This window comes from Streptomyces sp. NPDC001135, from assembly GCF_053598395.1.
This window is the reverse complement of record NZ_JBSFKD010000051.1, coordinates 24,844-49,059: the sequence shown is the minus strand read 5'-3', so window position 1 is coordinate 49,059 and position 24,216 is coordinate 24,844. Positions and strand designations below refer to the sequence as shown.

Sequence of the window (24,216 nt, the reverse complement as noted above, 5' to 3'; positions counted from 1 at the left end):
AGATCCCCCCTTTCATTGGGGAAGACACGCCCGTCCTTAGCGGTGCCGAACTCATTCAGGTGCGCTCGGAGCACCGCCGTCGGCCGGTCCCCTCGGCGTCCCCGCCCGGGGTGCCGGGGCGGGGACGCCGTACGGGTGGCGGGGTGTCGCGGGTTACCAGGTCACCGGGAGCCGCTCCGGGATCCGCTTCATGAAGCCCGTGCGCCAGACGAGTTGGCCGGACGGTACGGCGAGCGCGAGGTCCGGGAGCCGGTCGAGGAGGACCTCCAGGGCGATCCGGGCGTGCGCGCGGCCGAGCGCGGTGGCGGGGCAGTAGTGGGCGCCGCCGCCGAAGGAGAGGTGGTCGGCGGTGTTGTCCCGGTGGATGTCGAAGCGGTGCGGGTCGGGGAACTTCTCCGGGTCGAGGTTGGCCCCCTCCACCAGCACCAGGACGAGTTCGCCCGCGCGGATGTCGGCACCGCCGAGCCGGACGTCCTCCAGGGCGAGGCGGGGCAGGGCGTCACCGATGGAGAGGTTGACCCGCAGCAGTTCCTCCACACCCGGGCCGATCAGGTCCGGGCGGTCCCGCAGGAGGTCGCGGGCGATGGGATGGGTGAGCAGGTACACCAGGGCCATGGAAAGGAAGCCCGAGGTGGAGATGACTCCCGCGCCGAACATCGTGACACCGACGGTGGCCAGCATCTCGTCGGACAGGTGCGCGTACTCGGGGTCGTCGCGCAGGGCGGCGAGTTCGCCCATCAGGCCGTGCGTCGCCGGGTCGTCGAGCAGAGCCGTCATCCGGGCGATGTCCCGGTCCCAGTTGATCTTCGCGCCGGTGATCGGGCACGGGGAGTTCATGAAGGCGATGTCGAGGCTGCGCAGAAAGACCGGGGCCTCGGTCTGCGGGATGCCGAGGATCCGGCAGTGCATACCCGCCGAGTACGGCTCGCAGAACGCGCCGCGCAGGTCGGCCGTCGGGCCGTCGGCCGCCATCCGGTCCACCAGCCGGTGCGCCTCCTCGCGCAGCCACTCCATCAGACCCGGTGACTTCGGGTTGAGCGCCTTCAGCACCGCCCGGCGCAGTCCGGCACCGGTGATGTTGCCCATGTTGTTCACGACCTCGGGCGGGATCGTGAGGGCGTACTGCCGGGGTACGCCGGGGGCGGAGGTGTCCTTCAGGGAGAACCGGTCGTCCTTCAGCACCTGCGCGCACAGCTCGTACGACGACACCAGCCAGGCCTCGTCACCGGCGATGGTCCGCACGCGCCGTACGGGGGTTGCGGCGCGTACCTCCTCGACCTCGGCGGGAACCCGGGTGCCGTCCCAGGAGAACGGGAAGTCGAGCAGGGGTGGGCGGTCGGTGGGGGTATCGGGGGCGGTGGTCATGCCACGGCTCCTTCCAGGGCGGCAGGGGTGACGATGGCGTGGCCCTGGTTGCGGGAGGCGCGCAGGCCTGCGCCGCGGGAGTACAACAGCTCGGCCATCGGCAGCAGTTGGTGGTAGCAATTGAGTGAGGAGGGAACTTTGAGAATGGCGGGGGTGTCCAGGAAGAGCGGGGCCTCGGCGCACACGTACTCCAGGCACACCGCGCGCTGGCGCTCGGTGGGCTCCTCGCCACGGGCACTGAGGAAACGATTCACCAGGGCGTCGCACACGGCCCGGAAGGCCCCGTCGGAGGCCAGGCGCACCGTGAGGTGCCGGTGGATGTCCTGGTAGGCGGGGTTGGTGCGGAATTCCGACATGGGGTGCCAGTCCAGTCGCAGGCCCTCCGGGTCGGCCGCCGACACGGCGTCACGGACCTTGGCGCGTACCCCGCGCAGGTTCTTCACCGCCTTGCGCCGGGCCTCGTCCGGCGGGTAGCCGGAGGCCTCGTACATCTCGGCGACGTACAGGTCGGTGTACACGAAGTCGACCCTGTCGAAGTGGTCCAGTCCCCAGCGGGCGAGGTCGTGCAGGCGACGGGCGGAGAAGTAGCTGTTGCCCGGGGACACACCGATCACGGCGTGCGCGCCCTCGCCGAGGATGACTTCGCAGTGGGAGGTGTAGGGCTGGACTTCGAAGACGTCGGCCATCAGCACGGATGCTGTGGTCAAGGGGGAAATCCTCCGCCGCGCGCTAGTCCCGGCGGGGCCCTGTGCCCCTGGTGTGGCAGCGCGGCGTGCTCACGCTAGCCGTACGGATTCAGCACGGGTAGTTACCGCCGGGGTTTGGCTGAAAACAGTCGTAGTAATGGTTGAAGTTCCCCACTGCTGGGCCCAGTTGCGGGCCGTAGGCTGGGGTCGTGGTCAACCGAGACGAGGATCACGAGGATCCGCGGCGGGTGGCGTCCCGGCTCACCGGACGCCCGGTCACCGGCGCGCGGGCGCCCTCCGGGACACTTGCCCAGGTCACGCTGGACGGCGGGACTTCGGTGATGGTCAAGCACGGCGACGCTCCCGGGGCCGTGCGCGCCGAGGTGGCGGGGCTGCGCTGGCTGGCCGCCGCGGACGCGGTCCGGGTGCCGGCGGTGCTCGGGTACGACGAACACTGGATGGTGACGGAGCGGGTGCCGACCGGACGGCCGGATCCGACGGCGGCGCTACGTTTCGGCCAGGCTCTCGCCGCGCTGCACGCCGCGGGTGCTTCGGATTTCGGAGCGCCGCCGCCCGACGGCCCCGAGGACGCGTTCATCGGCCTGGCCCCGATGCGCAACACGCCGGGCACCGACTGGCCCGGCTGGTACGCCGAGCACCGCGTGCTGCCGTACGTGCGCGGCGCGGTCGACCGCGGCACGCTGCGGCCGGGCGAAGCGGCCGTGTTCGAACGCGTCTGCGCGCTGCTGCCGGAGCTGGCCGGACCCGCCGAGCCTTCCGCGCGGCTGCACGGGGACCTGTGGAACGGGAACGTGCTGTGGGGCGCCGACGGTGAGGTCCGGCTCATCGACCCGGCCGCGCACGGCGGCCACCGGGAGACCGACCTGGCGATGCTCCAGCTGTTCGGCTGCCCTCATCTCGACCTGGTGCTCGCCGGGTACGAGGAAGCCACACCGCTCGCGCCCGGCCGGCGGGAGCGGGTGGGCGTGCACCAGCTGTTCCCCCTGCTGGTCCACGCGGTGCTGTTCGGACGCGGGTACGCGGAACAGGCCCTGACGGTGGCCCACAGCGCGCTCGCGGCCTGACCCGGATCACCGGCCCCTCCCCCAGCCCCTCCACCCACAGCGGGAACGGCATCGCACCGCCCCCGCACCCGACGACGGTCGGCAGTCGACAGTCGGCAGTCGGCAGTCGGCAGTCGGCAGTCGGCAGTCGGCAGTCGGCAGTCGGCAGTCGGCAGTCGGCAGTCGGCAGTCGGCCGCAACGCCGCGGGGCTCGCCGGCGTCATGAGCCATGCGGGTCCTTTCAGCGCGGCCCCCCGGCCCGTGGTTACGCAGCGTAAGGAAACCAATCACCCGTTCGATTCGTATAAGGACGTGAAAGCCGAAACAGGGAGAGACCATGCAACCGTTCACGCTCAACTACGCGCGGCCCGCTGTGCAGTTGGACGTCACCACTCCGTACGCGTACGACTCCGGACTGCAGTTGAACGTCCTCCCGGACGGGCGGATCGCCGCCACCGACCATGCCACCCTCAGGGCACTTGGGACCACGACCTCCACGGCGGGTTCCAAGACGCACTTCGACGACTGAATCGCGGGCCCTGGAAGATGACCGTGCTCATCCTGACCAGTGAAGAAGACGTGACGGCCGACATGGTGGTCCTGCGGCTGGGCGAGGCCGGCGTGCCGGTCGTCCGGCTGGACCCCGCCGACCTCACCAACGGGGTGGCGCTGTCGGGCGAGTACGTGCAGGGCGCCTGCCGTGGACACCTGTCCGCCGGCGGGCGCCTCGTGAGCATGAACGGCCTGCGCTCCATCTGGGTCCGCAGACCCGGGGACGCCGCCACCCGCGCCGCCCAGCCGTCCGCCTGGCTGACGGAGGAGTCGTCGCAGGCGCTGTACGGCATGCTGCGCGCCACCGACGCGCGTTGGATGAACCATCCGGACGCGGCCCGCCGCGCCCGCCACAAGCCCTGGCAGCTGCGCCTCGCACAGAACAGCGGTCTGGCGGTGCCGGCCACGCTGATCACGACGTTCCCGCAGGCGGCGCGGGAGTTCGCCGAGCGCTTCCCGGACCTGGTGGTCAAGCCGGTGTCCGGCGCGCATCCGCAGGAGCCGCCGCGTGCGGTGCCGACCAGCCGGGTCCCGCCGGACACCGACTTCTCGGCGGTGGCCTTCGGCCCGACGCTGCTGCAGCGGCGGATCACCAAGCGGGCCGACATCCGGCTCACCGTCGTCGGCGACACGCTGCTGGCCGCGCACAAGCCCACCGACCCGGACGCCCACCCGGACGACGTGGACGTCCGTTTCGCCCCGCAGGTCTCTCCCTGGCTGCCCGCGGAGGTGCCGCCGCGCGTTGCCGAGGGCGTACGGCGGTACATGAGGGGCGCGGAACTGGCTTACGGCGCATTCGACTTCGCGGAGGACGCGGACGGGATCTGGTGGTTCCTGGAGTGCAACCAGTCGGGCCAGTTCGGGTTCGTCGAGATGGACACAGGTCAGCCCATCTCCGCCACGATCGCCAAGTGGCTTGCCGAGGGCGGGGATCGGGACCGCGGGTGTGCGGAGGGCGACCGGAGCGCAGCATCTTGAGGATGCGGGGATCGGCTGGGAGAGAGGAACGCCACATGCGTATCGGACTGCTGGGAACGGGCCCGTGGGCCCGGGCGGCGTACGCCCCCGCCCTCGCCGGGCACACCGGCGTGGAGTTCGCCGGGGTGTGGGGCCGCCGGCCGGTAGCGGCCACGGCACTGGCCGAGCAGTACGACGTCCCCGCGTACGCCGACGTGGACGCGCTGCTGGACGACGTGGACGCGGTGGCCGTGGCCCTGCCGCCGTCCGTGCAGGGCGAGTTGGCGGTGCGTGCGGCTCGGGCGGGCCGTCATCTGCTGCTGGACAAGCCGCTCGCGGTGTCGGTCGCCGAGGGGCGAGCGGTCGCGGAAGCGGCGGAGCGGGCCGGGGTGGCGTCGGTGGTGTTCTTCACCGCGCGCTTCCAGAAGGAGCCGGAGGCCTGGATCGAGGAACAGGCGGCCGAGGCGGGCTGGTTCACGGCCCGTGCCCAGTGGCTGGGGGCCGTGTTCACCTCCGACAGCCCGTTCGCGGCCTCGCCGTGGCGGCGGGAGAAGGGCGCGTTGTGGGACGTCGGTCCGCACGCGCTGTCGGTCCTGCTGCCGGTCCTCGGTGACGTACGGCAGGTCGTGGCGGCGGCGCACGGTCCCGCGGACACCGTGCACCTGGTTCTTGACCACGCCACCGGCGCGTCGAGCACGCTCACGCTGAGCCTGACGGCGCCGCCGGCGGCGGCCGGGGCCGACGTGGAGCTGCGGGGCGAGGCGGGCGTGGCGCTGATGCCGGGGAGTTCCGAGGGAGCGGTCCCGGCGCTCACCCGCGCCGCCGACGCCCTGGCGCGGGCCGCCCGCACGGGCCGCCCGCACGCCTGTGACGCCGCGTTCGGCCTCCGTGTCACCGAGATCCTGGCCACGGCGGAGTCCCGCCTGACAGCTCCCGGGGAGTAGGGGGCTCGTTTGGATCAGCCCGGGTACGCGACGCCCGGCACGGCACCTCGCCGCGTTGTCGGGTCACCCGGGTATGCCCCGTACACGGGTGACCCTCCGCCTTGCGATGCGCCGCACCGGACGCCCGCGGCCTGATCCGACCTGATGCGACCTGATCCGAACGAAACCCCCTGGCCCCGAACCCCCGCCGCCACTGCCCGCGCAGGGCCCCGGCTCCGGTCCGCCCTTCCGGCGCGGGCACGGGAGCGAGCGGTGGCGGTGGCCGTGGTGATGGCGGCGGGTGGGCCGTGTCGATCACCCCGCCACCGGCATGTCACCCGGTGCTGACGACGCCGTGGGACCAGAAGTTGATGCGCTCCCGCACGACGGGGTAGCCGCCCGTGGTGAAGTGGGCGGCCATGGGGAGGTTGGTCCGGTCGGTGGCGGCGGCGATGAACTCGGCGCCCTGAGCCGCCAGGAAGTGGGTGCATTCGGCGAGCAGGTCGTAGGCGTAGCCGTGGCCCCGCTGTTCGGGCACGACGCCGATGAAACCGACGCAGGGCCCGGAAGGGTTGCGCGCGGGGATGTGGATGCCGACCGTCTCGCCCTCGGGCGTGCGGGCGATCCGCCACCACGCGCGCGGTGACGGAAACCAGCGGAAGACGTCCAGTTCCTGCTGTGCCGCCCGGTCCGGTCCGCCCTGCTCGATGGCCCGGAGGGCGTGCGCGTCGAGGGTGACGGAGTGGATCCGGCGCAGCAGGCCGAAGAACACCGCGTCGTCCGGCTCTCCCGAGAAGAGCAGGCGGCCGGGCCGTTCGGGCAGGCCGCAGTCCGGGGTCCAGCGGTACACGAGCCGCTCCACCAGTGGTGCGTAGCCGGCCGCGCGGGCGGCAGCGGCGCGGACGTCGGCGGCGGCCTGCTGCCGGGCGTCGGTGCGCCAGCCGGCGGGCAGGTCGAGTTCGAGTTCGTCGGTCCGCCAGGGTGCCGTGCGCAGGAGTTCGGCCCCGGCCTCCTCCTCGCCGTCGGCGACGTCGAACCAGTTGATCACGAGCGGCTCGGGGTCCTCGGGGCGGCCCCACCAGGCGGCGCGGGCCACGGTGCGGCCGTCGCGTACGGCGATGCGCTGCCAGTCGGGGCGGTAGCGGGTGCTCCGGTGCTTGTCCCGGAACGCCAGCGGGTCGGGCATGGTGTGGAAGAGATGCGCGGTGCTCTCGTCGAGCGTGTGGATGACCGGGGTGGTCATGGGGTCCTCCGGGATGCGGCGTGCCGCGGTGCGGCGGGAAGGCGCTCCCGGTCAGGCGTGGCACACCCGGGTGACGGGGAGGTGGGAGCGCGGGATGACAGTGGCCATGACGCTCGCCTCCTTCCATCCGTCTAGGGCGTGCCGGCACAGGCTAAGCGGCCCGCGCCCGGGGCGTCCACCGCATATCGACACCACCGGCTCATCCGCACGGTCGGCTCATCGGCGCCGGCGTCCGGCGATCCGCTCCGGGCAGCGCGACCCCGGGCCGTACCACGACGCTGTCCGGCGAGTACCGAACGCCCCGAGCGGACGGCCCGGGCGCCGCCCTGGGCGGGAGACGCATGAGGCTTCCGCTGCCGGCCGGGGCGGGCCCTGTGCCGTGCCCGAGGCTCCGCCGTTGTCCCGGTCGGGGCCCTCGATGCCGTGCCGTACATGAGGCTTCCGCCGCTGCCCGAGGCGAGCCCTGTGCCGTGCGTGAGACTCCGCTGCAATCCCGAGCGGGCCCGGGTGCCGTGCAGTGCAGTGCGTGAGCCTCCGCCGCGGTCCCGGGCTGGAGGCCCCGGTGCTGTCCCGCTCGGTGGGGCCGGCGGGTCGCCGGTCACCGGTCACCGGCGGGACGCCCCGGTGCGGTCCCGGGCGGGAGGCCCGGGTGCGGAGGGCGGCGTAGCTTGGGGGTGTGCGATGGGTGCGCGGCGGGTCGTCGCGTGGGGACCTGGAGGACCGCGGCTGGCTGCGGGGCGCGCCGCCGCCGTGGTGGGTGCGGGTGTTGCCCGTGCTGCTGCTCGTGGCCGTCGGCACGGCCACCACGGTCACCCCCCACGCGCGCGATCTCGGCTTCCTGCTCGGAGCCATCCCGCCGCTGGCCGTCCTGTCGTACGGCCCGCTGGCCACCGGGCTCCTCGGCCTCGGGGTGGTCGTGGTGCTGAACGTGCCCGCCACGCATCTCGACCGCCCCGGCAACACCGATCTGCTGACCATCGTGTTCGTGGCCGCGCTGAGCGTGTTCGTGTCGTTCGTGCGCAGTCACCGGGACGCCCAGCTGGACGCGGAGCGGGCGATCGGCGAGGCCGTGCAGCGGGCGGTGATGCCGCTGCTGCCGCAGCGGGTCGGGTGCGTGGGGTGCACGGGTTTCTACCGGGCCGCGCAGGACGGGACGCTGGTGGGCGGGGACTTCTTCGACGTGCGGGACGGGCCGTACGGGGTGCGCGCGGTGATGGGCGACGTACAGGGGCACGGACTGTCGGCGGTCGCTACGGTGGTGTCGCTGCTGGGCGCTTTCCGGGAGGCGGTGCTGGACCAGCCGGACCTGGAGTCGGTCGCCGCGCGGATGGACCGCAGGCTGGCGGTGGACTCGGCGGGCGTGCGGCACACGGAGCTGTTCGCCACCGGGGTTCTGCTGGAGTTCTCCCCGGACGGGCGTGTGGTGCGGGTCGTGGCCTGCGGTCATCCGGCGCCCGTGCTGCTGCACGAGGAGCATGCCGTGGAGATGACGGTCGTGCCGGGACCGCCGCTGGGGCTCGGGCTGGTCGGCGTGGACCCGCCGAAGGAGGTCTCGGTGACGCTCGGGCCGGGCGACCGGATGTTCCTGGCCTCGGACGGGGTGTGGGAGGCACGGGACGCCGGTGACGCCTTCTATCCGCTGCCCGCCCGTCTCGCCACCCTGGCCGGTACACCGCCCGCCGAGTTGCCGGGGGTCGTGTGGGCGGACCTCGTGCAGCGGCGCTACGAGGTCCGGGACGACGTCACGATGCTGGTGCTGGCACCCGAGCCGCCGGCCGCCTGATCGCCCCGCTTCCTCTCCCAACCGGCGAACCCGTGACCGGGGTTCGAACGTTCCGTCTCAAACGCCAGGGTTCGCCACCCCTTCCGCCACGTAGAAATATCTACGAGCATGCATATGCCGGGTTGGTGTGCAGGCGCACGAAGTGCCCGGTCACGGCCGTTCCCTGGGCCGAGTGTGGGCGAGCGAGGACACCCGGAGCAGTGCATGACGAACACGATGTGGATGCGGGGCGTGGAGTGGCTGGCGGCGGCCGCGGCGGACCCGCGCTCCTGCAAACAGGAGTGGGATCACGGCGAGGGCATCGCGCTGCTGGAGGCCGGCCGCTTCTGGGACGTGCTGACCGTCCCCGACAAGCTGGGGCTGCTCACCCTGGATCTGTTGTGGCGGCCCGGGGTGCCCGCGCCGGGACCCACGCTGGTCGACACGGCGGCGGGCCGGGTCGGGTTCTTCCTGCCGCCGGATCCCTCCGGGGGCTGGGTGGGAGCAGGTCTGCGGTACGCGGCCAAGGGGGCCTGGGTGGCCGTACCGCCGCCGTACCGGCCCGCGCGTTTCCTGGAGTGGCTCGTACCGCCCGACGGCACCGGCACACTCCACTCGCCCGGCCCCCTCGAGGAAGCGCTCCAACACGCCAACGGCACCCTCGCGGTCCTCGCGCCGGTGTGCGGACAGTGAAGGGCCGGTCACGCCTCGACTCGGATCGCACGCCCCAGGGGCCCCACGGCCGACGGCTCACCCCGTCGCGCCGACACGGACCCCCGTGCGCCCGTCACCCGGCGACGAGGTGGGCGTGGGTCGGTTCCCCGACCGAGTCCGCTCCCTCCCCTCCCCTCCCCTCCCCTTCCCGGCCGGGGAGGGAGGTCGGCGTCGGAGGGAGGTCCTCCGTGCGTCGGGCAAGCGTTCCGTCGGCGGGTGCCGAGCAGGGCCGCCGTGCCCGTCCGCCCGGCGGGCGGGCCCGGATGGGCGCTCCTATGCTGGGGAGGTCCGGGCTCCGACGTCCCGCTCACCGCACGTTCGGCTCTCCCGTGGTTGGAGTCAGACCATGCCGCAATCCCGCCGTCTGCTGAGGGGGGCCGCGGTCGCCGTCACGGTGGGGACGCTGATGACACCACTGGCCGCCGGACCCGCCTGGGCCGCACCGGTCTCCGTGCCGGCCGCCCCCGCCGCCGCACAGCCCGGTCCGGCACCCTCCGGACCGGCCGTCCGTGATCTCACCCCGCGCGTGGCACGCCAACTCGACAGCGCCGTACGGAAGGTGATGCGCGAGGCGAACGTGCCCGGCGTGACCGTCGGCGTCTGGACACCGGGACAGCCGGACTACGTCCGCTCGTTCGGGGTCGCCGACAAGAGCACGGGCCGAAGGATGGCACCGGACCTGTACATGCGCATCGGCAGCGAGACCAAGACGTTCACCGTGACCGCGTTGCTGCAGCTGGTGGACCAGAAGAAGGTCGGTCTGGACGACCCGATCGGCACATATGTCGACGGCGTGCCCAACGGGAACAGGATCACGTTGCGTCAGCTCGCCGGGATGCGCAGCGGGCTGTTCAACTACTCGGAGGACCCCGGCTTCTCCAAGGCGCTCACCTCCGACCCGCAACGGCCCTTCACCCCCCGGCAGTTGCTCGCCTACTCCTTCAGACACCCGGTGATGTTCCAGCCGGGGCAGAAGTTCTTCTACAGCAACACCAACCTCATCCTGCTCGGTCTGGTGGTGGAGAAGGAGAGCGGGCAGCGCCTCGGGAACTACATCGCACAGCACATCCTCGACCCAGCCGGCATGAAGCACACGGTCTTCCCGACCGGCAGCGAGTTCCCCGCCCCGCACGCGCAGGGCTACACCCGGCAGACGGCGAACGGCAAGGAGGCCGACTCGGCCGACTGGAATCCGTCGTGGGGCTGGGCGGCCGGCGCGATGATCTCGACGCTCGGTGATCTGCACACCTGGGCGCGTACGGTCGCCACGGGCAAGTTCCCGGACGGAACGCGGATGGTCAGTGCCGCCGCCCAGAAGCAGCGGCTGATCACGCCGCCTACCAGCTCGATCAAGGGCGCCGGATACGGCCTCGGCATCTTCGACGTGCGGGGCTGGATCGGCCACAACGGCTCGCTGCCCGGCTACGAGTCGCTGACCGTCTACCTGCCGTCGTCACGGACGACGCTCGTAGCGCTCCTCAACACCGACACCGACTACCGGTCCCAGGAGCCGAGCACCGTCCTGGGCGAGGCCGTCACGAAGATCATCTCTCCCTCGCATGTCTACAACTTGCCAGTCTCGCCCACTGGTTGAGGGCCGTGTGCGGCCGGTTTCCCGCCCCCGGTGAGACCGTGCGGTGTGCCGGCCGACGATGACGGCGTCTACTGAGGGCGACCGCCTCGCAAGAGGGCCGCTCGGCCAGGAGAGCAGACGTGACCGTCCCCGACCGCACCGCCCTCGATCCCTTCGGCTCGGACATCGTCGCGCAGAGCGCCCGGCTGCGCGCGCTCGGTCCCGTCGTACCGGTCGAACTGCCCGGCGGCATCCCCGCCTGGGCGCCCACCGGTTACGACGGCCTGAAGGAGCTGATCCTCGATCCCCGGGTCAGCAAGGACGCGCGCCGTCACTGGCGCCTGTGGCCGGACCTGGCCCGGCATCCGTCCTGGAGCTGGATGGCGACCTGGGTGGGTGTGGTCAACATGCTCTCCACCTACGGCGCCGACCACGCCCGGCTGCGCAAGCTGGTCGCGCCGAGTTTCACGCACCGGCGTACCGAGGCGTTGCGGCCGCGTGTGGCGGCCCTGACCACCCAGCTGCTGGACGTGCTGGCGGCCGACGGGGCCGACGGCGGCGTGGTCGACCTGCGGGCCGGGCTGGCGCATCCGCTGCCGATGCGCATGATCTGCGACCTGCTCGGGGTGCCCGAGGAGTTGTGGCCCGACACGACACGGCTCGTCGCCGACATCATGGACACCTCCGACCCGAGCCCCGAGTTCGCCGCGTCCGTGCACGAGCGGATCGGCTCGGTGTTCGGCGCGCTGATCGAGTACCGGCGGACGCATCCCGGCGACGACGTCACCACGGAGCTGATCCGGGTCCGCGACGAGGACGGCGACCGGCTCTCGGACGAGGAGTTGCTGCACACGCTGCTGCTGGTGGTCGGGGCCGGGTTCGAGACCACCGTCAATCTCATCGGCAACGCGGTGGTCGCGCTGCTGACCGGTCCGGCGCAGCTGACGGCGGTGCGGTCCGGGGCGGTGGGCTGGGGCGGGGTGATCGACGAGACACTGCGGGTCCATCCGTCCATCGCGGCGCTGCCGCTGCGGTTCGCGGTCGAGGATCTGAAGGTGGGGGACGTGACGATCCCGGCCGGTGACGCGATCATCACGACCTACGCGGCCGCGGGCCTGGACCCCGCGCACTACGGCCCCGACGCGGCCGTCTTCGACGCGGCCCGCGACGCCGAGGACCATCTGGCGTTCGGGATCGGTGTGCACCGCTGCGTCGGCGCTCCGCTGGCCCGGCTGGAGGCCCTCACGGCGCTGCCCGCGCTGTTCGCCCGCTTCCCGGACCTGCGCCTGGCCGTGGACGCGGGTGAGCTGCGGCATGTGCCGTCGTTCATCGCGCACGGCTGGCAGGAGATCCCGGTGCTGCTGGGGGCCTGAGCCGGAACGCGGGGCCGCGACCGGTCCCCCGTGCCGGTCGTGCCCCGCGGCCTGCCGAACCTATGTCCCGCTGCCGGGCACGGGACAGTGCACCGGTGCCCGGTGCGGCCCGCACGGCACTCACCTGTGCACAGACGAGTCCGGTTGCTCCTGGTTCGCCGCACCCAGGTCGGGTACGGGCAGTTCGCCGGTGACGAGCTGGGCGAGGACGACCTCGTACAGGTCGGTGCCGCCGGCCGTCAGCCGGCGTTCCAGGACGGGTTCGGCCGCGCGGACACGTTCGCGCACGGTCTGGGCGTGTACGCCGAGTGCCTGGGCGGCGCGTTCGGCGTGCGCGTCGGCGGCGGTCCAGGCGCGCAGGGTGCGGCGCAGGTCGCGGCCGTCCGTGTCGAGGCGGCCGAGGAGCCCCTCGGCCCAGGAGCGGAGCTCGCCCGTGCCGAGCAACGCGGTGAGCCGGGTCCGGGCCGGCGGACCGGGTGCGCCGCCGCGCGGGTCGTACGGGCCGTGGGCGGCCTCGGTGTTGAGGGCGGCGTGGACGACGGCGCGGGCGGTCGGCCGGGACAGGTCGACGCCGAGCAGCGCGGCCATCCGGTCCATGCGGGCGCGGACCGTGTTGCGGCTGACGCCCAGCACCTTGGCGGCGTTCACGGCGGTGAACTCCAGGCCCAGCCGGGTGGTGGCGAGCAGTTCGGCACGCACATGGTGGGGCAGCGCGTCGAGGGGGCGCAGTACGGCGGCGGCCCAGGCCCGCAGTGCGGCGGGGTCCATGAGCTGTGCGGGGCGGGTGCGGGCGGCGTAGACGGCGGCCCGGTCGGGGTGGAAGCGGGCCACGGCGAGGGCGGTGACGGCCTGCCCGTAGGCGGTGGCGGTCAGCGCGAGGCGCTGGCGGGGGCTGCCGCCGAGGAAGGTGCCGGGCCGGTCGGCGACGAGGGACCGCAGCCGCTGCCCCACCTCGGCGGACGGGCCGACGACGATGACGTGTTCGTCCACCGCGGGACAGCGCACGACGAGCGCCCGGCCGTCGGTGGCGTCCCCGCACGCCTCGGCGAGCCGGTCGCGTTCGGCCGCGGTGCCTTCGAGGACGTACACGCGGGCGGTGTCCTCCTCCAGCAGGCCCGGCCACAGCCCGGCGGCGACCCGCCGGGCGGAGACGGTGTCCTCCACCATGAGCAGTTGCAGGATCGCCAGCCGCAGATCGGCCGTGGCCCGCCGCAGCCGGCGCCCGGATTCGGCCAGCTCCCGTTCCCTGAGCAGCAGTTCCAGTACGCCCGTGGTGTGGCCGAGGATCTCGGCGGTGCGCCGGTCGAAGGGTGCCGGGCGGGCCACGGCGAGGACGGCCCGGGCCGCCGGGCCGGGCCCGGGGTGCCGTATCCCGACCAGCCGCACATACCGTTCGCCGTCCTGCAGGGCCGCTGCGGAGACCCGGCCGGAGGTGACGTCGGCGACGACGGCGTCGTCGAGCGGCAGGCGTTCCCCGGCGAGCAGGCCGCCGCGGGCGTCCTGGAGACACACCGACGCGCTCACGGTCCGGGCGAGCCAGGCGACGAGCCGGCGAAGATCGCGTCCGGTGGGCCGCAGATGGTCCAGCAACTCCTGCGGCCAGGCGTTGTCGCCGCCGTCCGGCTGCTGGAACGCCGGGCCTTCGTCCGGTCGGGCGGCCACGTGCCCCTCTCCTCGCCTCCGCGTTCACCTGGGTTTGCGCGCCGCACGCTACCCCACGACACGCCCCGCGCGGGACATGGCTCCGCCGACGGCCCGGGGGGTGGACCGCCGGCGGAGACGTCGCCTCCGGGGCCAGGGGGGAGACCCGGGACGGCTCACGGGTCGGATGCCCCGGGAACGCGGGACATACGCGCGGCACTGTCCGGGCGATCAGCCGGAATCCGCTCACCCCGCCTCAGCCGGCACCCCACCGGGCGACACCGCCCCGCGATCACCGCTCCCCCACGCACGGCACGGCGGTGACCGGCGCAGAGGCCGGCGGGCCGGTCTCGAACGCCGGGTGGCCGTCCTCGCCCCCCGGTTGCCCCGTGAGTGCCCGTATGCCACCGGAGGCCGGCGCCGCGCCTGTCGCCGGCACCAGGTGCGGACGGCCCCCGGCGTTCCCCTGCCCGGTTCGGAACCGTCCGTGGCGCGGGAGGCGGGGGCGGCGGGCCGCGCGGCGAGCGGTGCGTGGGGATGTGCGTGTGGCGTGCGGGGACGGCATAAGCTCGACGTGTGGCGAAGTACTTCGACGTGCATCCGGACAACCCTCAGCCGCGCAGCATCGCGCAGATCGCCGACGCGGTCCGCTCGGAAGCGCTCATCGCATACCCGACCGACTCCTGCTACGCGCTGGGCTGCCGGCTGGGCAGCCGGGACGGCATGGACCGGATCCGCTCCATCCGCCGGCTGGACGACCGGCACCACTTCACCCTGATGTGCCGGGACTTCGCGCAGCTCGGCCAGTTCGTGCGGGTGGACAACGACGTGTTCCGGGCCGTGAAGGCGTCCACGCCCGGCAGCTACACCTTCATCCTGCCGGCCACCCGCGAGGTGCCGCGCAAGCTGCTGCACCCGAAGAAGAAGACCGTGGGCGTGCGCATCCCCGACCATGGGGTCACCCAGGCGCTGCTGGCCGAACTGGGCGAGCCGCTGCTGTCCAGCACGCTTCTGCTGCCGGACGAGGAGGAGCCGCTGACGCAGGGCTGGGAGATCAAGGACCGGCTCGACCACGCGGTGGACGCGGTCGTCGACTCCGGCGACTGCGGCACCGAGCCGACGACGGTCGTGGACTTCTCCGGCGGCGAGGCGGAGATCGTACGGCGGGGCGCGGGAGACACCAGCCGGTTCGAGTGAGCGCGCGGCCCACCCGCCGCGTGCTTGCCGATCTTGCGTGACAGCATGGTCTCCAGTCCTGGCGCCGGGGTTGACCGCCGTCCGACGCCCGTTCCCCCCAGAGAGGCCTGCCCACCATGACCGATGTCCAGGGAACCGACCTCGACATCCGGACCGAGGACGGCGTCGCCGACGCCTATGTCGTCCACCCCGCGGACGGACGTCCCCGTCCGGGTGTGCTGTTCTACATGGACGCCTACGGCCTGCGCCCGCACCTGAGGTCGATGGCCGACCGGCTGGCCGCCGCCGGCTACACGGTGCTGGTGCCCAATGTGTTCCACCGGCTCGGCCGGACTCCGGTCGTGGAACTGCCCGGGTTCATCGACCCGGGCGCCGACCCGACCATCTGGGAACGGCTCGGCCCGGTCGTGTCCTCGCTGACTCCGGACCTGATCGAGCGGGACTCCGCCGCCTATCTGAGGTGGATGGCCGACCACCCGCTGGTCGCCGACGGGCCGGTCGGGATCACCGGCTACTGCATGGGCGCCCGGCTCGCCCTGCGGACGGCGGCGGCGCATCCGGAGCGGGTGGCGGCGGCGGCCGGGTTCCACGGCGGCGGGCTCGCCACCGACGATCCGGCCAGCCCGCACCTGGGCGCCCCGCGCATCACCGCCGAGCTGTACTTCGGACACGCCGACAACGACCACTCGCTGCCGCCGGAGCAGATCGAGCGCTTCGAGAAGGCTCTGACCGAGGCCGGGGTCCGGCACACCTGCGAGGTCTACCCGGGTGCCCGGCACGGTTACACACAGGCGGACACCTCGGCGTACGACCACGAGGCCGACGAGCGGCACTGGGCGGCCCTGCTCGACCTGCTCCGGCGCACGTTCTGAGACCGGCTTGCGGCGCCGGCCGTACGGCGGGCGCCGCAAGCCGGTCTGCTCATTGCATTGACATGCACGCGGCATGGCCCGAGTCTGAGAGCGCTCTCACCCGGTACGGACCAATATCCGTACGACCCCGACCCCACACGGAGGTAGGAGAGTGCCTCACACACGCACGCGCCCCGCGCTGCCCCTGGCGGCCGCCGCGGCCCTCGTCGGCGGAGTGCTCGCCTTCGGTGGCCCCGGCCGCGCCGACGCGGTCGCAGCGGACACCGTCCCCCTGCAGATCACCAACAACTCCGGCCGCTCCGAGCCGGTCTACGTCTACGACCTCGGCACCCAGCTGTCCTCCGGCCGGCAGGGCTGGGCCGACGCGAACGGCGCCTTCCACGCCTGGCCGGCGGGCGGCAACCCCCCGACGCCCGCCCCGGACGCGTCGATCGCCGGTCCGGCACCCGGGCAGTCCAAGACGATCCGGATGCCGAAGTTCTCCGGGCGGATCTACTTCTCCTACGGTCACAAGCTCGACTTCCGGCTGACCACCGGCGGCCTGGTGCAGCCGGCCGTGCAGAACCCCTCCGACCCCAACCGGAACATCCTGTTCAACTGGTCCGAGTACACCCTCAACGACGCGGGGCTGTGGCTGAACAGCACCCAGGTGGACATGTTCTCGGCGCCGTACGCGGTCGGGGTGCGGCGTTCCGACGGCGGCGTGAGTACCACCGGCCACCTCAGGTCCGGCGGCTGGACGGGATTCTTCAACACCCTGCGCGGCCGGCCGGGCGGCTGGGCCGGACTGATCCAGACCGGCTCGGACGGCAGCATCCTGCGCGCGCTCTCGCCGCTGTACGGCGTGCAGACCGGCGCCCTGCCGCCGAACGTGATGGACGACTACGTCAACCGGGTCTGGCAGAAGTACGCCACGTCGACGCTGACCGTCACACCGTTCACCGACCAGCCGGGCACCAAGTACTACGGCCGGGTCTCGGGCGACGTCATGAACTTCACCAACGCCTCGGGCGCGGTCGTCACCAGCTTCACCAAGCCCGACGCGGACAGTGTCTTCGGCTGTCACAAGCTGCTCGACGCGCCCAACGACACCGTCCGCGGCCCCATCTCCCGCACCCTGTGTGCCGGTTTCAACCGCTCCACGCTGCTGGTCAATCCCCACCAGCCGGACACCACGACGGCTGGCTTCTACCAGGACGCCGTGACGAACCAGTACGCGCGTACGGTCCATGCGCAGATGGCCGACGGCAAGGCCTACGCGTTCGCTTTCGACGACGTCGGCAACCAGGAGTCGCTGGTCCACGACGGCAGTCCGCAGCAGGCGTATCTGACGCTGGATCCGCTCGGCTGACCCGACATGCCACGGCCCCGCACCACGTTCCGGTGCGGGGCCGCGACGGGTGGGTCAGCCGGTCGTCAGGGCGGTGTCGTCCACGACGAAGCTGGTCTGCAGCGAGGAGTCCTCCACGCCGTTGAACTTCAGCGTGACGGTCGAGCCCGCCAGCGAGGACAGGTCGAAGGACTTCTGGCTGTAGCCGGAGGCCTTGTTGAGGTTCGAGTAGGTCGCCAGCGTCTTCGAACCCGCGGTCACCGTCAGCTTGTCGTACTGCGTGCCGGTGGTGGTCTCCGCGGTGTCGATGTGCAGGTAGAAGGTCAGCGTGGCCTTGCAGCCCGCGGGGATCGTCACCGACTGGGACAGGGTGTCGGTGTGCGAGGAGCCGTAGCCGTCGAGCCAGGCCTTGTACGAGCCGCTGTGGGCGGCCTCACCGCTGTCGGTGGTGATGACGCCGCTGGTGGCGGTCCAGCCGGTGCTCCCCGACTCGAAGCCGGGGTTGCCCAGCAGCTGGGTCGAGGTGCAACCGCCGCCGCTGGGGTTGACCGTCCAGGTGAAGGTCGCGGTACCGGTGGCGCCCGTGGAGTCGGTCACCGTCACCGTGGTGTTGGAGGTGCCCGCCGTGGTCGGCGTGCCGGTGATCAGGCCGGTGGCGGTGTTGATCGACAGGCCCGCCGGCAGCCCGGAGGCGCTGTAGCTCAACGCGCCGCTGTTGGTGCTGCTCGCCTGGATCTGCAGACTCACCGCCGTGCCGACGGTCGAGGTCTGGCTGCCCGGGTTGGTGACCGTCACTCCGCTGCTGGGCGGGGTGATGTGGCTGCCGACGTTGATGCCGGCGAAGGCGTTGCCGACTCCCGCGTACTGCGTGGAGTTGGTGCCGTACAGGGCGGCGGCCGCGTTCAGGGCGGCGGTGCGGGCGGCGGCGTAGTCGGTGGTCGACGTCATGTACGTCGTCAGCGCCTTGTACCAGATCTGCAGCGCAGCGGCCCGGCCGATGCCGGTGACGGCGACGCCGTCGGAGGTCGGGCTGTTGTAGGTCACGCCGTTGATGACCTTGGTGCCACTGCCCTCGGACAGCAGGTAGAACATGTGGTTCGCGGGGCCCGAGGAGTAGTGCACGTCCAGGTCGCCGACGCCGGAGTACCAGCTGTCGGCCGAGCCGCCGTCCTTGCTCGGCTTGTCCATGTACCGCAGCGGCGAGCCGTCGCCGTTGATGTTGATCTTCTCGCCGATGAGGTAGTCGCCGGGGTCGGAGGAGTTGTTCGCGTAGAACTCCACGCCCGTGCCGAAGATGTCGGAGGTCGCCTCGTTCAGCCCGCCCGACTCACCGCTGTACTCGAGGCCGGCGGTGTTGGAGGTGACGCCGTGGCTCATCTCGTGCCCGGCCACGTCCAGGGACGTCAGCGGGTCGTTGTTGCCGGAGCCGTCGCCGTAGGTCATGCAGAAGCAGCTGTCGTCCCAGAACGCGTTCACGTACGCGTTGCCGTAGTGCACGCGGGAGTAGGCGCCGACGCCGTCGTTCTTGATGCCGCTGCGGCCGAAGGTGTTCTTGTAGAAGTCCCAGGTCTCCGCCGCGCCGTAGTGGGCGTCCGCGCCCGCGGTGGCGGCGTTGGAGTTGGTGCCGTCGCCCCAGGTGTCGTTGGACTGCGAGAACAGTGTCCCGGTCCCCGAGGAGCCGTGGTTGAGGTTGTACGTCTTGTGCCCGCCGCGCGCCCCGTCGGTCAGCGTGTACGTCGAACCCGACTGGGTCGTGGTCAGCGTGACCTGCCCGCTGTACCGGGTGTTGCCCGTGCCGGTCCTGATCGCCTGGTAGCGGTACAGCTCCTTGCCGGTCGTGGCGTCGGTGATGACGTGCAGCTGGCTGGGCGTGCCGTCGTCCTGGAAACCGCCGATGACGGTCTCCCAGGCGAGCTTCGGGCTGCCGGTGCCCGCCCAGATCACCTTGCGGGCGCTGTCGGTGGTGGGCTTCCGCGCGTCGAGCGCCTTGGCGGCCTTCAGGGCCTTGGTCTCGGCGGCCGACTTGGTGAAGGCCGCGGTGGTGGAGGCGACCTTGATCCTGTGTTTGTTGTTGTAGGTGGTGCTCACGGTGCCCGTGGCCAGGGAGGCGGGCGGGGTGTGCACGACGAGGTCGCCGCCGAGGACGGGGAGGCCGGCGTAGGTGCGGTCGTACCGTGTGTGCAGGGTGCCGTCGTTGTCCCTGACGACGTCCTTGACGACCAGCTTCTCCTTGGCGCCGAGGCCGAGGGTGCGGGCGGTCGCGGCGGTCTGCTGCCGGGCGCTGTCGATCAACGCCCGGTGCTGGGCCGGGCTGAGCCGGGCCTCCTGGCCGCCGGTGCGCAGCGGGCTGGGGTGGGGGGCGGCGGGCTTGGCGATGGCCGGAGCGGCCTGCATGCCGACGGCGAGCAGGGCCGCGGTGGAGACCAGGGCGGCTCCGACCGTGGCACGCTTGTGACCTCCGGGGGAAAGAGGTCTGAGGGGAACGGGTCTGTGGGGAAGACGTCTCACTCGTACTCCTCCTGCTGCGGTCGCCGGGTCGCGACCGGTGACAGACGGGCAGAGGGGTCTGCTGCCCGGGCGAGCTGAGCTGTGCGGGACCGTGCTCCGCGAACACACCGGGGATGCGCGGTGTGGGGGAAGGATTCCAGCCTTGACCCGCACATGTCAGCCATGTGCGGGTATTCGAGGGTTTTCCCTATGCCGGTCGGCGCGGGCGACAAGATCCCGATCACGGGGTTCGAAGCAGAGGATCGGCCCGTCGCCCCGGTCACCGGGTCCGCATCGGGAATGCGGCGAACTTCTCGCCGCGCTTCGAGGACCTGGGCGACCAGCGGTTCCGGCGGGCGGAGACGCCCGGAGGGGAGACCGGCGGCTACGGGCCACTGGAGGACCCGGCCCGCGACAAGGTGAACCCGACCAAGGCCACCAAGGGTCCTGCGCCCGCTGCGCGACCCGGCGGCCGTCCACCTCGACGAGGACGACGAGGGCAACGGCGAATGACGCGACGTCAGGGCGCATAGCGGTCGTGAGCCATGAGCATCGCAGCCTCCGGGGCGGGTGACCGTCCGGGGTACGGGGGCCCGGCGATCCGCGGCTGCGCCGTGCGGGCGCGACGCCGGCCGCGACCATCCTGACCGCTCACAGCGAGGAGGCCTTATGCGATCCCTGTGAGCGGGGTGCGGGCGATCCGGGCGGCGAAGGCGTCTACCGGCTGTAGGAGGTTGCCCCCCGGGGACCTGTCGTTGGTGAAGGCTCGTTGGGCGCGGGCGCCCAGGAGGAGGGAGGCGGCGACGAACGTGTCGACCTGGGCGCTGATGCGGCCTGCCTCCCGTTCGGTCCTCAAGCAGGCGTCCAGACCCTCGATCGGGCGGTGCGGTCTGCTCGCAGAAGAGCGCCGCCTCGTGGGCGATGTCCCCTGAGCTTCTGCCCGACTGTGCGGTCGGGGCTTCCCATGCCTTCGGAGCGAAGGCGTTCGTGGAGTGAACCGAGCTTCGGCAGGCGCTCGTTGAGTACCGCCAGGAAGAGCTCTCCTCGCAGGCTTGACGCGGGGGTGAGTACTCACTCACCATAAGGGCGAACGAGGTGAGTGAGTACTCACCCACCCACGAGAGGAAGTACCGAAGATGGCCAAGTTGCAGAGGCTGGACCCGCATACGCCGCTGTTCGCGCAGTTCAAGGAGAAGACCGGCCCGATCGTCCTGGCCAACACCTTCCTCGTTCCGAAGGAGAGGACTGAAGCGTTCCTGCCCCTCTTTCGGAGGCAGGCGGAGTTCATGAAGGCTCAGCCGGGATTCGTCTCCCTGCAGATGCACAAGGGAACGGCGGACAGTCAGCTTCTGATGAACGTCGCCGTCTGGGAGTCGACCGAGGCTCTCGCCACGGCGTTCGGCAGCCCGGAGTTCCAGCGCATGGCGGCCGAGTTCCCCGACGACATCGTGTCGTACCCGCACATCTTCGAGCAGATCGACGTATGACACAGCAGCGGTAGCCGGGAAGGGCACCCGGAGAGGCCTCGTCGTCACCGCCGGCGCGCTGGTGAACCGCTGGTCCTGATCAGGCCCCACACGACCCAGCTCCACGAAGCTCACCAAGCTCACCAAGCCGACGAAGACCCGCAAGGAGAAGAACAATGCCGCTGAAGAAGATCAACACCGTCCTGGCCGCCGCCTTCATCCTCTTCATCCTGTGGTTCGGTACGGACTTCATCCTCAGCCCGGCGACGACGGCGCCGGGCTTCGGCCTGCCGAGCTGGCCGTCCGGCGACGGCGGCGGCTTCCTGATCATCAAGGGAATCCGCGACGTCGTCCTGGCCCTGGTCCTGGGCATCCTGCTGGTGACGGGCCAACGCCGGGCGCTGGGCTGGGTGCTGCTGGTGGAGGCCCTCGCCGCGTACGGCGACATGGCCACCGTGCTGGCCCACCACGGCTCCGTGGCCACCGCGCTCGGCGTCCACGGCCTGACCGCGACACTGTTGGTGGTCAACGGCCTGCTGATCATGCGCGAGACCCGCACGGTCGCGACCGCTCCGGCAACACCCGCCCCGCAGCCCGCCTGACGCCACCTTGGCGCGTGGCGGTATGCGCCTGTCAGCGCCCGCGGGGAAAGGCGACGCGCACGAACTCCTTCCAGTGGGCGGCGGCCCGGTCCCGTCTCTCGGTCCCGTCTCTCCGGGATGGCGCAGCGCGGCCCCCGCGCCGATTCTCATGAACGGTCCTTTGCCCGAGCACGATCAAATACCAGGACTATGTGCGTGCCGACACCATCGCCGCGGCGAACGCCGCGCTGATCGGCCGCGGCGTGACCTGGCTCAACGCCGTCAACGACCAGGCGGCCGGGATCGGCGCGATGGTCGTGCGCGGCACACCCGACCGAACCGGCCACTCGTCGCGCCCCACGGGGACCTGGCACCCGACTCGTCGTGACGCCTTCGCGGCAGGCGTCACAACAATTCGGGTGCAGTCTCCTGGGCGGGGTCCTTGGGTGCCGGGTGATCCGGACCGCCGGCCGGGGCGGCGGCACGCAGCGCCGCTTCGACCCGGCGGTTGCTGGTCATGGTCGCGGTGACGGCCGTCATCGCCAGGAGGAGGACGGCGGCGGCGTAGAGCGGGGTGCGGATGTCGTAGGTGGTGGCCAGCCAGCCCCCGAGGAAGGCCCCGAGGGGGGCGGCGCACATGGCCAGCATGCGGGAGGTGGAGGCGACCCGGCCCATGAGGTGGGCCGGGACGATCGTCTGCCGGAGGGAGGGCCCGAGGACCATCGTGGCGCCCATGCCGGCCCCGCAGACGGCGAGCGCCAGCCCGGCCACGTACGGGTTCGGGGCGGCGGCAAGGCCCAGGATGGCGAGCCCTTCGACTGCGGCCGTGCAGGTCAGTGCGGTGCCGGTGCCGAGTCGTCGGCCCAGGTAGGAGGCGATGCCCGCACCGAGCAGACCGCCGGTGGCCTCCGCCGTGAGGAGCAGGCCGAAGCCGTAGGTGTCGATGCCGAGGCGGTCGTGCGCGAAGAGGGCGAGTACGGTCTCCACCGCGAGGAAGGCGATGTTCCCGACCGCCGGGCGGAGCGCGAGCCCGAGCAGCAACCGGTCCCGGAAGACGTACGAGGCCCCGGCCCGCGCCTGCCGAAGCAGCGACTCGCGGACCTCCGGCACGGGCCGGGGCATGGCGGGAAGCGACCGTACGAGCAGTGCGGAGAGCATGAACGACACCGCGTCGGCGAGCAGCGGAACCGCCCGCCCGAGCGCGAGCAGCGCACTGCCCGCGGGCGGCCCCGCGAAGCCGGACATGGCGGTCTGGGCGCCGCGCAAGCGAGAGTTGGCCCGCTCCAGCAGTGCGGGGGCGCGGCCGAGCAGATCCGGCAGATAGGCCGTGGCGGCCGTGTCGAAGAAGAGTCCGCCGAGGCCGAGCAGGAAGGCGACGGCCGCGAGCAGCGCAATGCTCAGCACGTCGAGCGCGGCCGCTGCCGCCGGTATCGCGAGCAGCACCGCACGCGCCGCGTCCATGACCCACATCGTGCGCCGGCGGTCCCAGCGGTCCACCAGCGCACCGCCGAGCACCCCGAAGAGCAGCCACGGCAGAGTCCCGGCGGCGGTGACGACGGCGAGCGCCATCGGGTCCCGCGTCAACGTCAACGCGAGCAGCGGCAGCGCGGCATGCGACACCCCGTCACCGAGCGAGGACACCGTCTGCGCGGTCCACAGCCGTCCGAACCCGGTCGGCAACTTCCGCATGGCCGAAGTCACTTGGCGCCCCCCTCGGCCTGCTCGCGCGGTGCCGGACGGAACAGTGCGAAGACGAGTGACGCGTCCGGCAGTGACGGATCGGACAGCTCCCGGTACTCGTCCGCCAGTGCCTGCAGCCGCGCCCCCAGCTGCGCGAACTGCTCCTCGGTGAGCCGCAGATGCGCCATCCGTACGTGCCGCTCGCCGTCCGCCGGCGATGCCTCCAGGTCCGCCACCGCATGCCGCATCAGAACATCGGGCTGCCCCACGCCGGGGTCCGGCAGCTCGATCGACCGTGCGGCCATCGCGTAGTACCGCTCGGTGACCCCCCGCACCTTCCGTGTCCGTACCACCTTCACCAGGCCGGCCCGCTCCAGCAGCCGCACGTGGTAGCTGGAACTCCCCTTCGCAAGGCCAACCCGCTCGGCGATCTGTGTGATCGTCGCCGGCTCGAAGCGGAGCACGGCCATGATCCGGTGGCGCGTGAGACTGGAGACGGCGCGCAGTTGCTCGTCCGTGGTGACGTGAAACGTCTCGGGAAGATCATCGGTAGGCATGCGAACAATGGTCAACGATTCTTGACCATTGTGCAAGGGGATTCCCCGCGGACGTCCGGAATCTGCTGTCCGGCGCGCCAGACCTCCTGTCGGACGACGCGGACGCGCTCGTCGCCGAGCCGCTGGTGCGCACCGAGACGGCCGCAGGGCACCGGGGTCCGCCCGGCACCCCGCCAACCGCCGCTGACCGGCG

General features: G+C 72.1%; 21 protein-coding genes. 13 read left to right on the top strand and 8 right to left on the bottom strand.

From position 1 onward, the window contains the following. Positions 1 to 153 precede the first annotated feature (153 nt). Both ACWC94_RS39310 and ACWC94_RS39305 read right to left on the bottom strand, forming a co-directional pair. Positions 154 to 1,365, bottom strand: a complete 1,212-nt coding sequence (locus tag ACWC94_RS39310) for a cytochrome P450 (RefSeq protein ID WP_450802193.1) — start codon at positions 1,363 to 1,365, stop codon at positions 154 to 156. Next, positions 1,362 to 2,072 carry a tRNA-dependent cyclodipeptide synthase gene (locus ACWC94_RS39305; RefSeq protein WP_450802191.1) on the bottom strand — a complete coding sequence of 237 codons (711 nt, stop codon included), beginning with the start codon at positions 2,070 to 2,072 and terminating at the stop codon, positions 1,362 to 1,364. Before ACWC94_RS39305 ends, ACWC94_RS39310 begins: the two co-directional genes overlap by 4 nt. Positions 2,073 to 2,299: 227 nt before the next feature. Between ACWC94_RS39305 and ACWC94_RS39300 the strand changes: the two genes are divergently transcribed. The 4 genes from ACWC94_RS39300 to ACWC94_RS39285 all read left to right on the top strand — a co-directional run bounded on the left by ACWC94_RS39300 (position 2,300) and on the right by ACWC94_RS39285 (position 5,568). Further along, positions 2,300 to 3,136 carry a fructosamine kinase family protein gene (locus ACWC94_RS39300; protein WP_450802199.1) on the top strand — a complete coding sequence of 279 codons (837 nt, stop codon included), beginning with the start codon at positions 2,300 to 2,302 and terminating at the stop codon, positions 3,134 to 3,136. A gap of 316 nt (positions 3,137 to 3,452) precedes the next feature. Then, positions 3,453 to 3,644, top strand: coding sequence for a putative ATP-grasp-modified RiPP (tgmA, locus tag ACWC94_RS39295; protein ID WP_020938095.1), 192 nt, complete (start codon positions 3,453 to 3,455; stop codon positions 3,642 to 3,644). Positions 3,645 to 3,661: 17 nt separating this feature from the next. Continuing rightward, positions 3,662 to 4,645, top strand: coding sequence for an ATP-grasp ribosomal peptide maturase (gene tgmB, locus ACWC94_RS39290; protein ID WP_450802190.1), 984 nt, complete (start codon positions 3,662 to 3,664; stop codon positions 4,643 to 4,645). 35 nt (positions 4,646 to 4,680) lie between these two features. Then, positions 4,681 to 5,568, top strand: coding sequence for a Gfo/Idh/MocA family protein (locus tag ACWC94_RS39285; protein WP_450802188.1), 888 nt, complete (start codon positions 4,681 to 4,683; stop codon positions 5,566 to 5,568). 313 nt (positions 5,569 to 5,881) lie between these two features. Here ACWC94_RS39285 and ACWC94_RS39280 read toward each other — a convergent pair whose 3' ends face one another. Then, positions 5,882 to 6,790, bottom strand: coding sequence for a GNAT family N-acetyltransferase (locus ACWC94_RS39280; protein WP_450802186.1), 909 nt, complete (start codon positions 6,788 to 6,790; stop codon positions 5,882 to 5,884). A 676-nt stretch (positions 6,791 to 7,466) separates the two neighbouring features. On the opposite strand from ACWC94_RS39280, the gene ACWC94_RS39275 reads away from it, so the two are divergent. The 4 genes from ACWC94_RS39275 to ACWC94_RS39260 all read left to right on the top strand — a co-directional run bounded on the left by ACWC94_RS39275 (position 7,467) and on the right by ACWC94_RS39260 (position 12,212). Then, the gene (locus ACWC94_RS39275) at positions 7,467 to 8,573 is read left to right on the top strand and encodes a PP2C family protein-serine/threonine phosphatase (RefSeq protein ID WP_450802184.1); all 1,107 of its coding nucleotides are present in this window, start codon (positions 7,467 to 7,469) and stop codon (positions 8,571 to 8,573) included. A gap of 204 nt (positions 8,574 to 8,777) precedes the next feature. Then, entirely contained in the window at positions 8,778 to 9,245 is a 468-nt protein-coding gene (locus ACWC94_RS39270; RefSeq protein WP_450802182.1) for a hypothetical protein, read from the top strand. A 367-nt stretch (positions 9,246 to 9,612) separates the two neighbouring features. After that, positions 9,613 to 10,860, top strand: a complete 1,248-nt coding sequence (locus ACWC94_RS39265) for a serine hydrolase domain-containing protein (RefSeq protein WP_450802180.1) — start codon at positions 9,613 to 9,615, stop codon at positions 10,858 to 10,860. Between the two features lie 119 nt (positions 10,861 to 10,979). After that, positions 10,980 to 12,212, top strand: coding sequence for a cytochrome P450 family protein (locus ACWC94_RS39260; RefSeq protein ID WP_450802178.1), 1,233 nt, complete (start codon positions 10,980 to 10,982; stop codon positions 12,210 to 12,212). A 120-nt stretch (positions 12,213 to 12,332) separates the two neighbouring features. On the opposite strand, the gene ACWC94_RS39255 is transcribed toward ACWC94_RS39260, so the two are convergent. Continuing rightward, complete coding sequence (locus ACWC94_RS39255; RefSeq protein ID WP_450802176.1) at positions 12,333 to 13,874, bottom strand: helix-turn-helix domain-containing protein; 1,542 nt, start codon at positions 13,872 to 13,874, stop codon at positions 12,333 to 12,335. A gap of 555 nt (positions 13,875 to 14,429) precedes the next feature. Here ACWC94_RS39255 and ACWC94_RS39250 point away from each other — a divergent pair. From ACWC94_RS39250 to ACWC94_RS39240, 3 genes are all read left to right on the top strand, one after another. Next, the gene (locus tag ACWC94_RS39250) at positions 14,430 to 15,050 is read left to right on the top strand and encodes an L-threonylcarbamoyladenylate synthase (RefSeq protein WP_450802175.1); all 621 of its coding nucleotides are present in this window, start codon (positions 14,430 to 14,432) and stop codon (positions 15,048 to 15,050) included. A gap of 116 nt (positions 15,051 to 15,166) precedes the next feature. After that, positions 15,167 to 15,922 carry a dienelactone hydrolase family protein gene (locus ACWC94_RS39245; RefSeq protein ID WP_450802173.1) on the top strand — a complete coding sequence of 252 codons (756 nt, stop codon included), beginning with the start codon at positions 15,167 to 15,169 and terminating at the stop codon, positions 15,920 to 15,922. Between the two features lie 151 nt (positions 15,923 to 16,073). Next, entirely contained in the window at positions 16,074 to 17,273 is a 1,200-nt protein-coding gene (locus ACWC94_RS39240) for a glycoside hydrolase family 64 protein (protein WP_450802171.1), read from the top strand. Between the two features lie 54 nt (positions 17,274 to 17,327). Here ACWC94_RS39240 and ACWC94_RS39235 read toward each other — a convergent pair whose 3' ends face one another. Beyond that, positions 17,328 to 19,646 (bottom strand): M4 family metallopeptidase, encoded by a 2,319-nt coding sequence (locus ACWC94_RS39235; protein ID WP_450802197.1) that lies wholly within the window; start codon positions 19,644 to 19,646, stop codon positions 17,328 to 17,330. 760 nt (positions 19,647 to 20,406) lie between these two features. Further along, a complete protein-coding gene (locus ACWC94_RS39230; protein ID WP_450802170.1) occupies positions 20,407 to 20,595 on the bottom strand; it encodes a hypothetical protein in 189 nt (62 codons plus the stop codon). A 280-nt stretch (positions 20,596 to 20,875) separates the two neighbouring features. Between ACWC94_RS39230 and ACWC94_RS39225 the strand changes: the two genes are divergently transcribed. Next, positions 20,876 to 21,226, top strand: coding sequence for an antibiotic biosynthesis monooxygenase family protein (locus ACWC94_RS39225; protein ID WP_450802168.1), 351 nt, complete (start codon positions 20,876 to 20,878; stop codon positions 21,224 to 21,226). A 155-nt stretch (positions 21,227 to 21,381) separates the two neighbouring features. Next, positions 21,382 to 21,807 carry a DUF4267 domain-containing protein gene (locus ACWC94_RS39220; RefSeq protein ID WP_450802166.1) on the top strand — a complete coding sequence of 142 codons (426 nt, stop codon included), beginning with the start codon at positions 21,382 to 21,384 and terminating at the stop codon, positions 21,805 to 21,807. A 384-nt stretch (positions 21,808 to 22,191) separates the two neighbouring features. Here the strand turns inward: ACWC94_RS39220 and ACWC94_RS39215 are convergent, their stop codons facing one another. Beyond that, positions 22,192 to 23,466, bottom strand: coding sequence for an MFS transporter (locus tag ACWC94_RS39215; RefSeq protein WP_450802196.1), 1,275 nt, complete (start codon positions 23,464 to 23,466; stop codon positions 22,192 to 22,194). A gap of 17 nt (positions 23,467 to 23,483) precedes the next feature. Next, entirely contained in the window at positions 23,484 to 24,023 is a 540-nt protein-coding gene (locus tag ACWC94_RS39210; RefSeq protein ID WP_450802165.1) for an ArsR/SmtB family transcription factor, read from the bottom strand. Positions 24,024 to 24,216 lie beyond the last annotated feature (193 nt).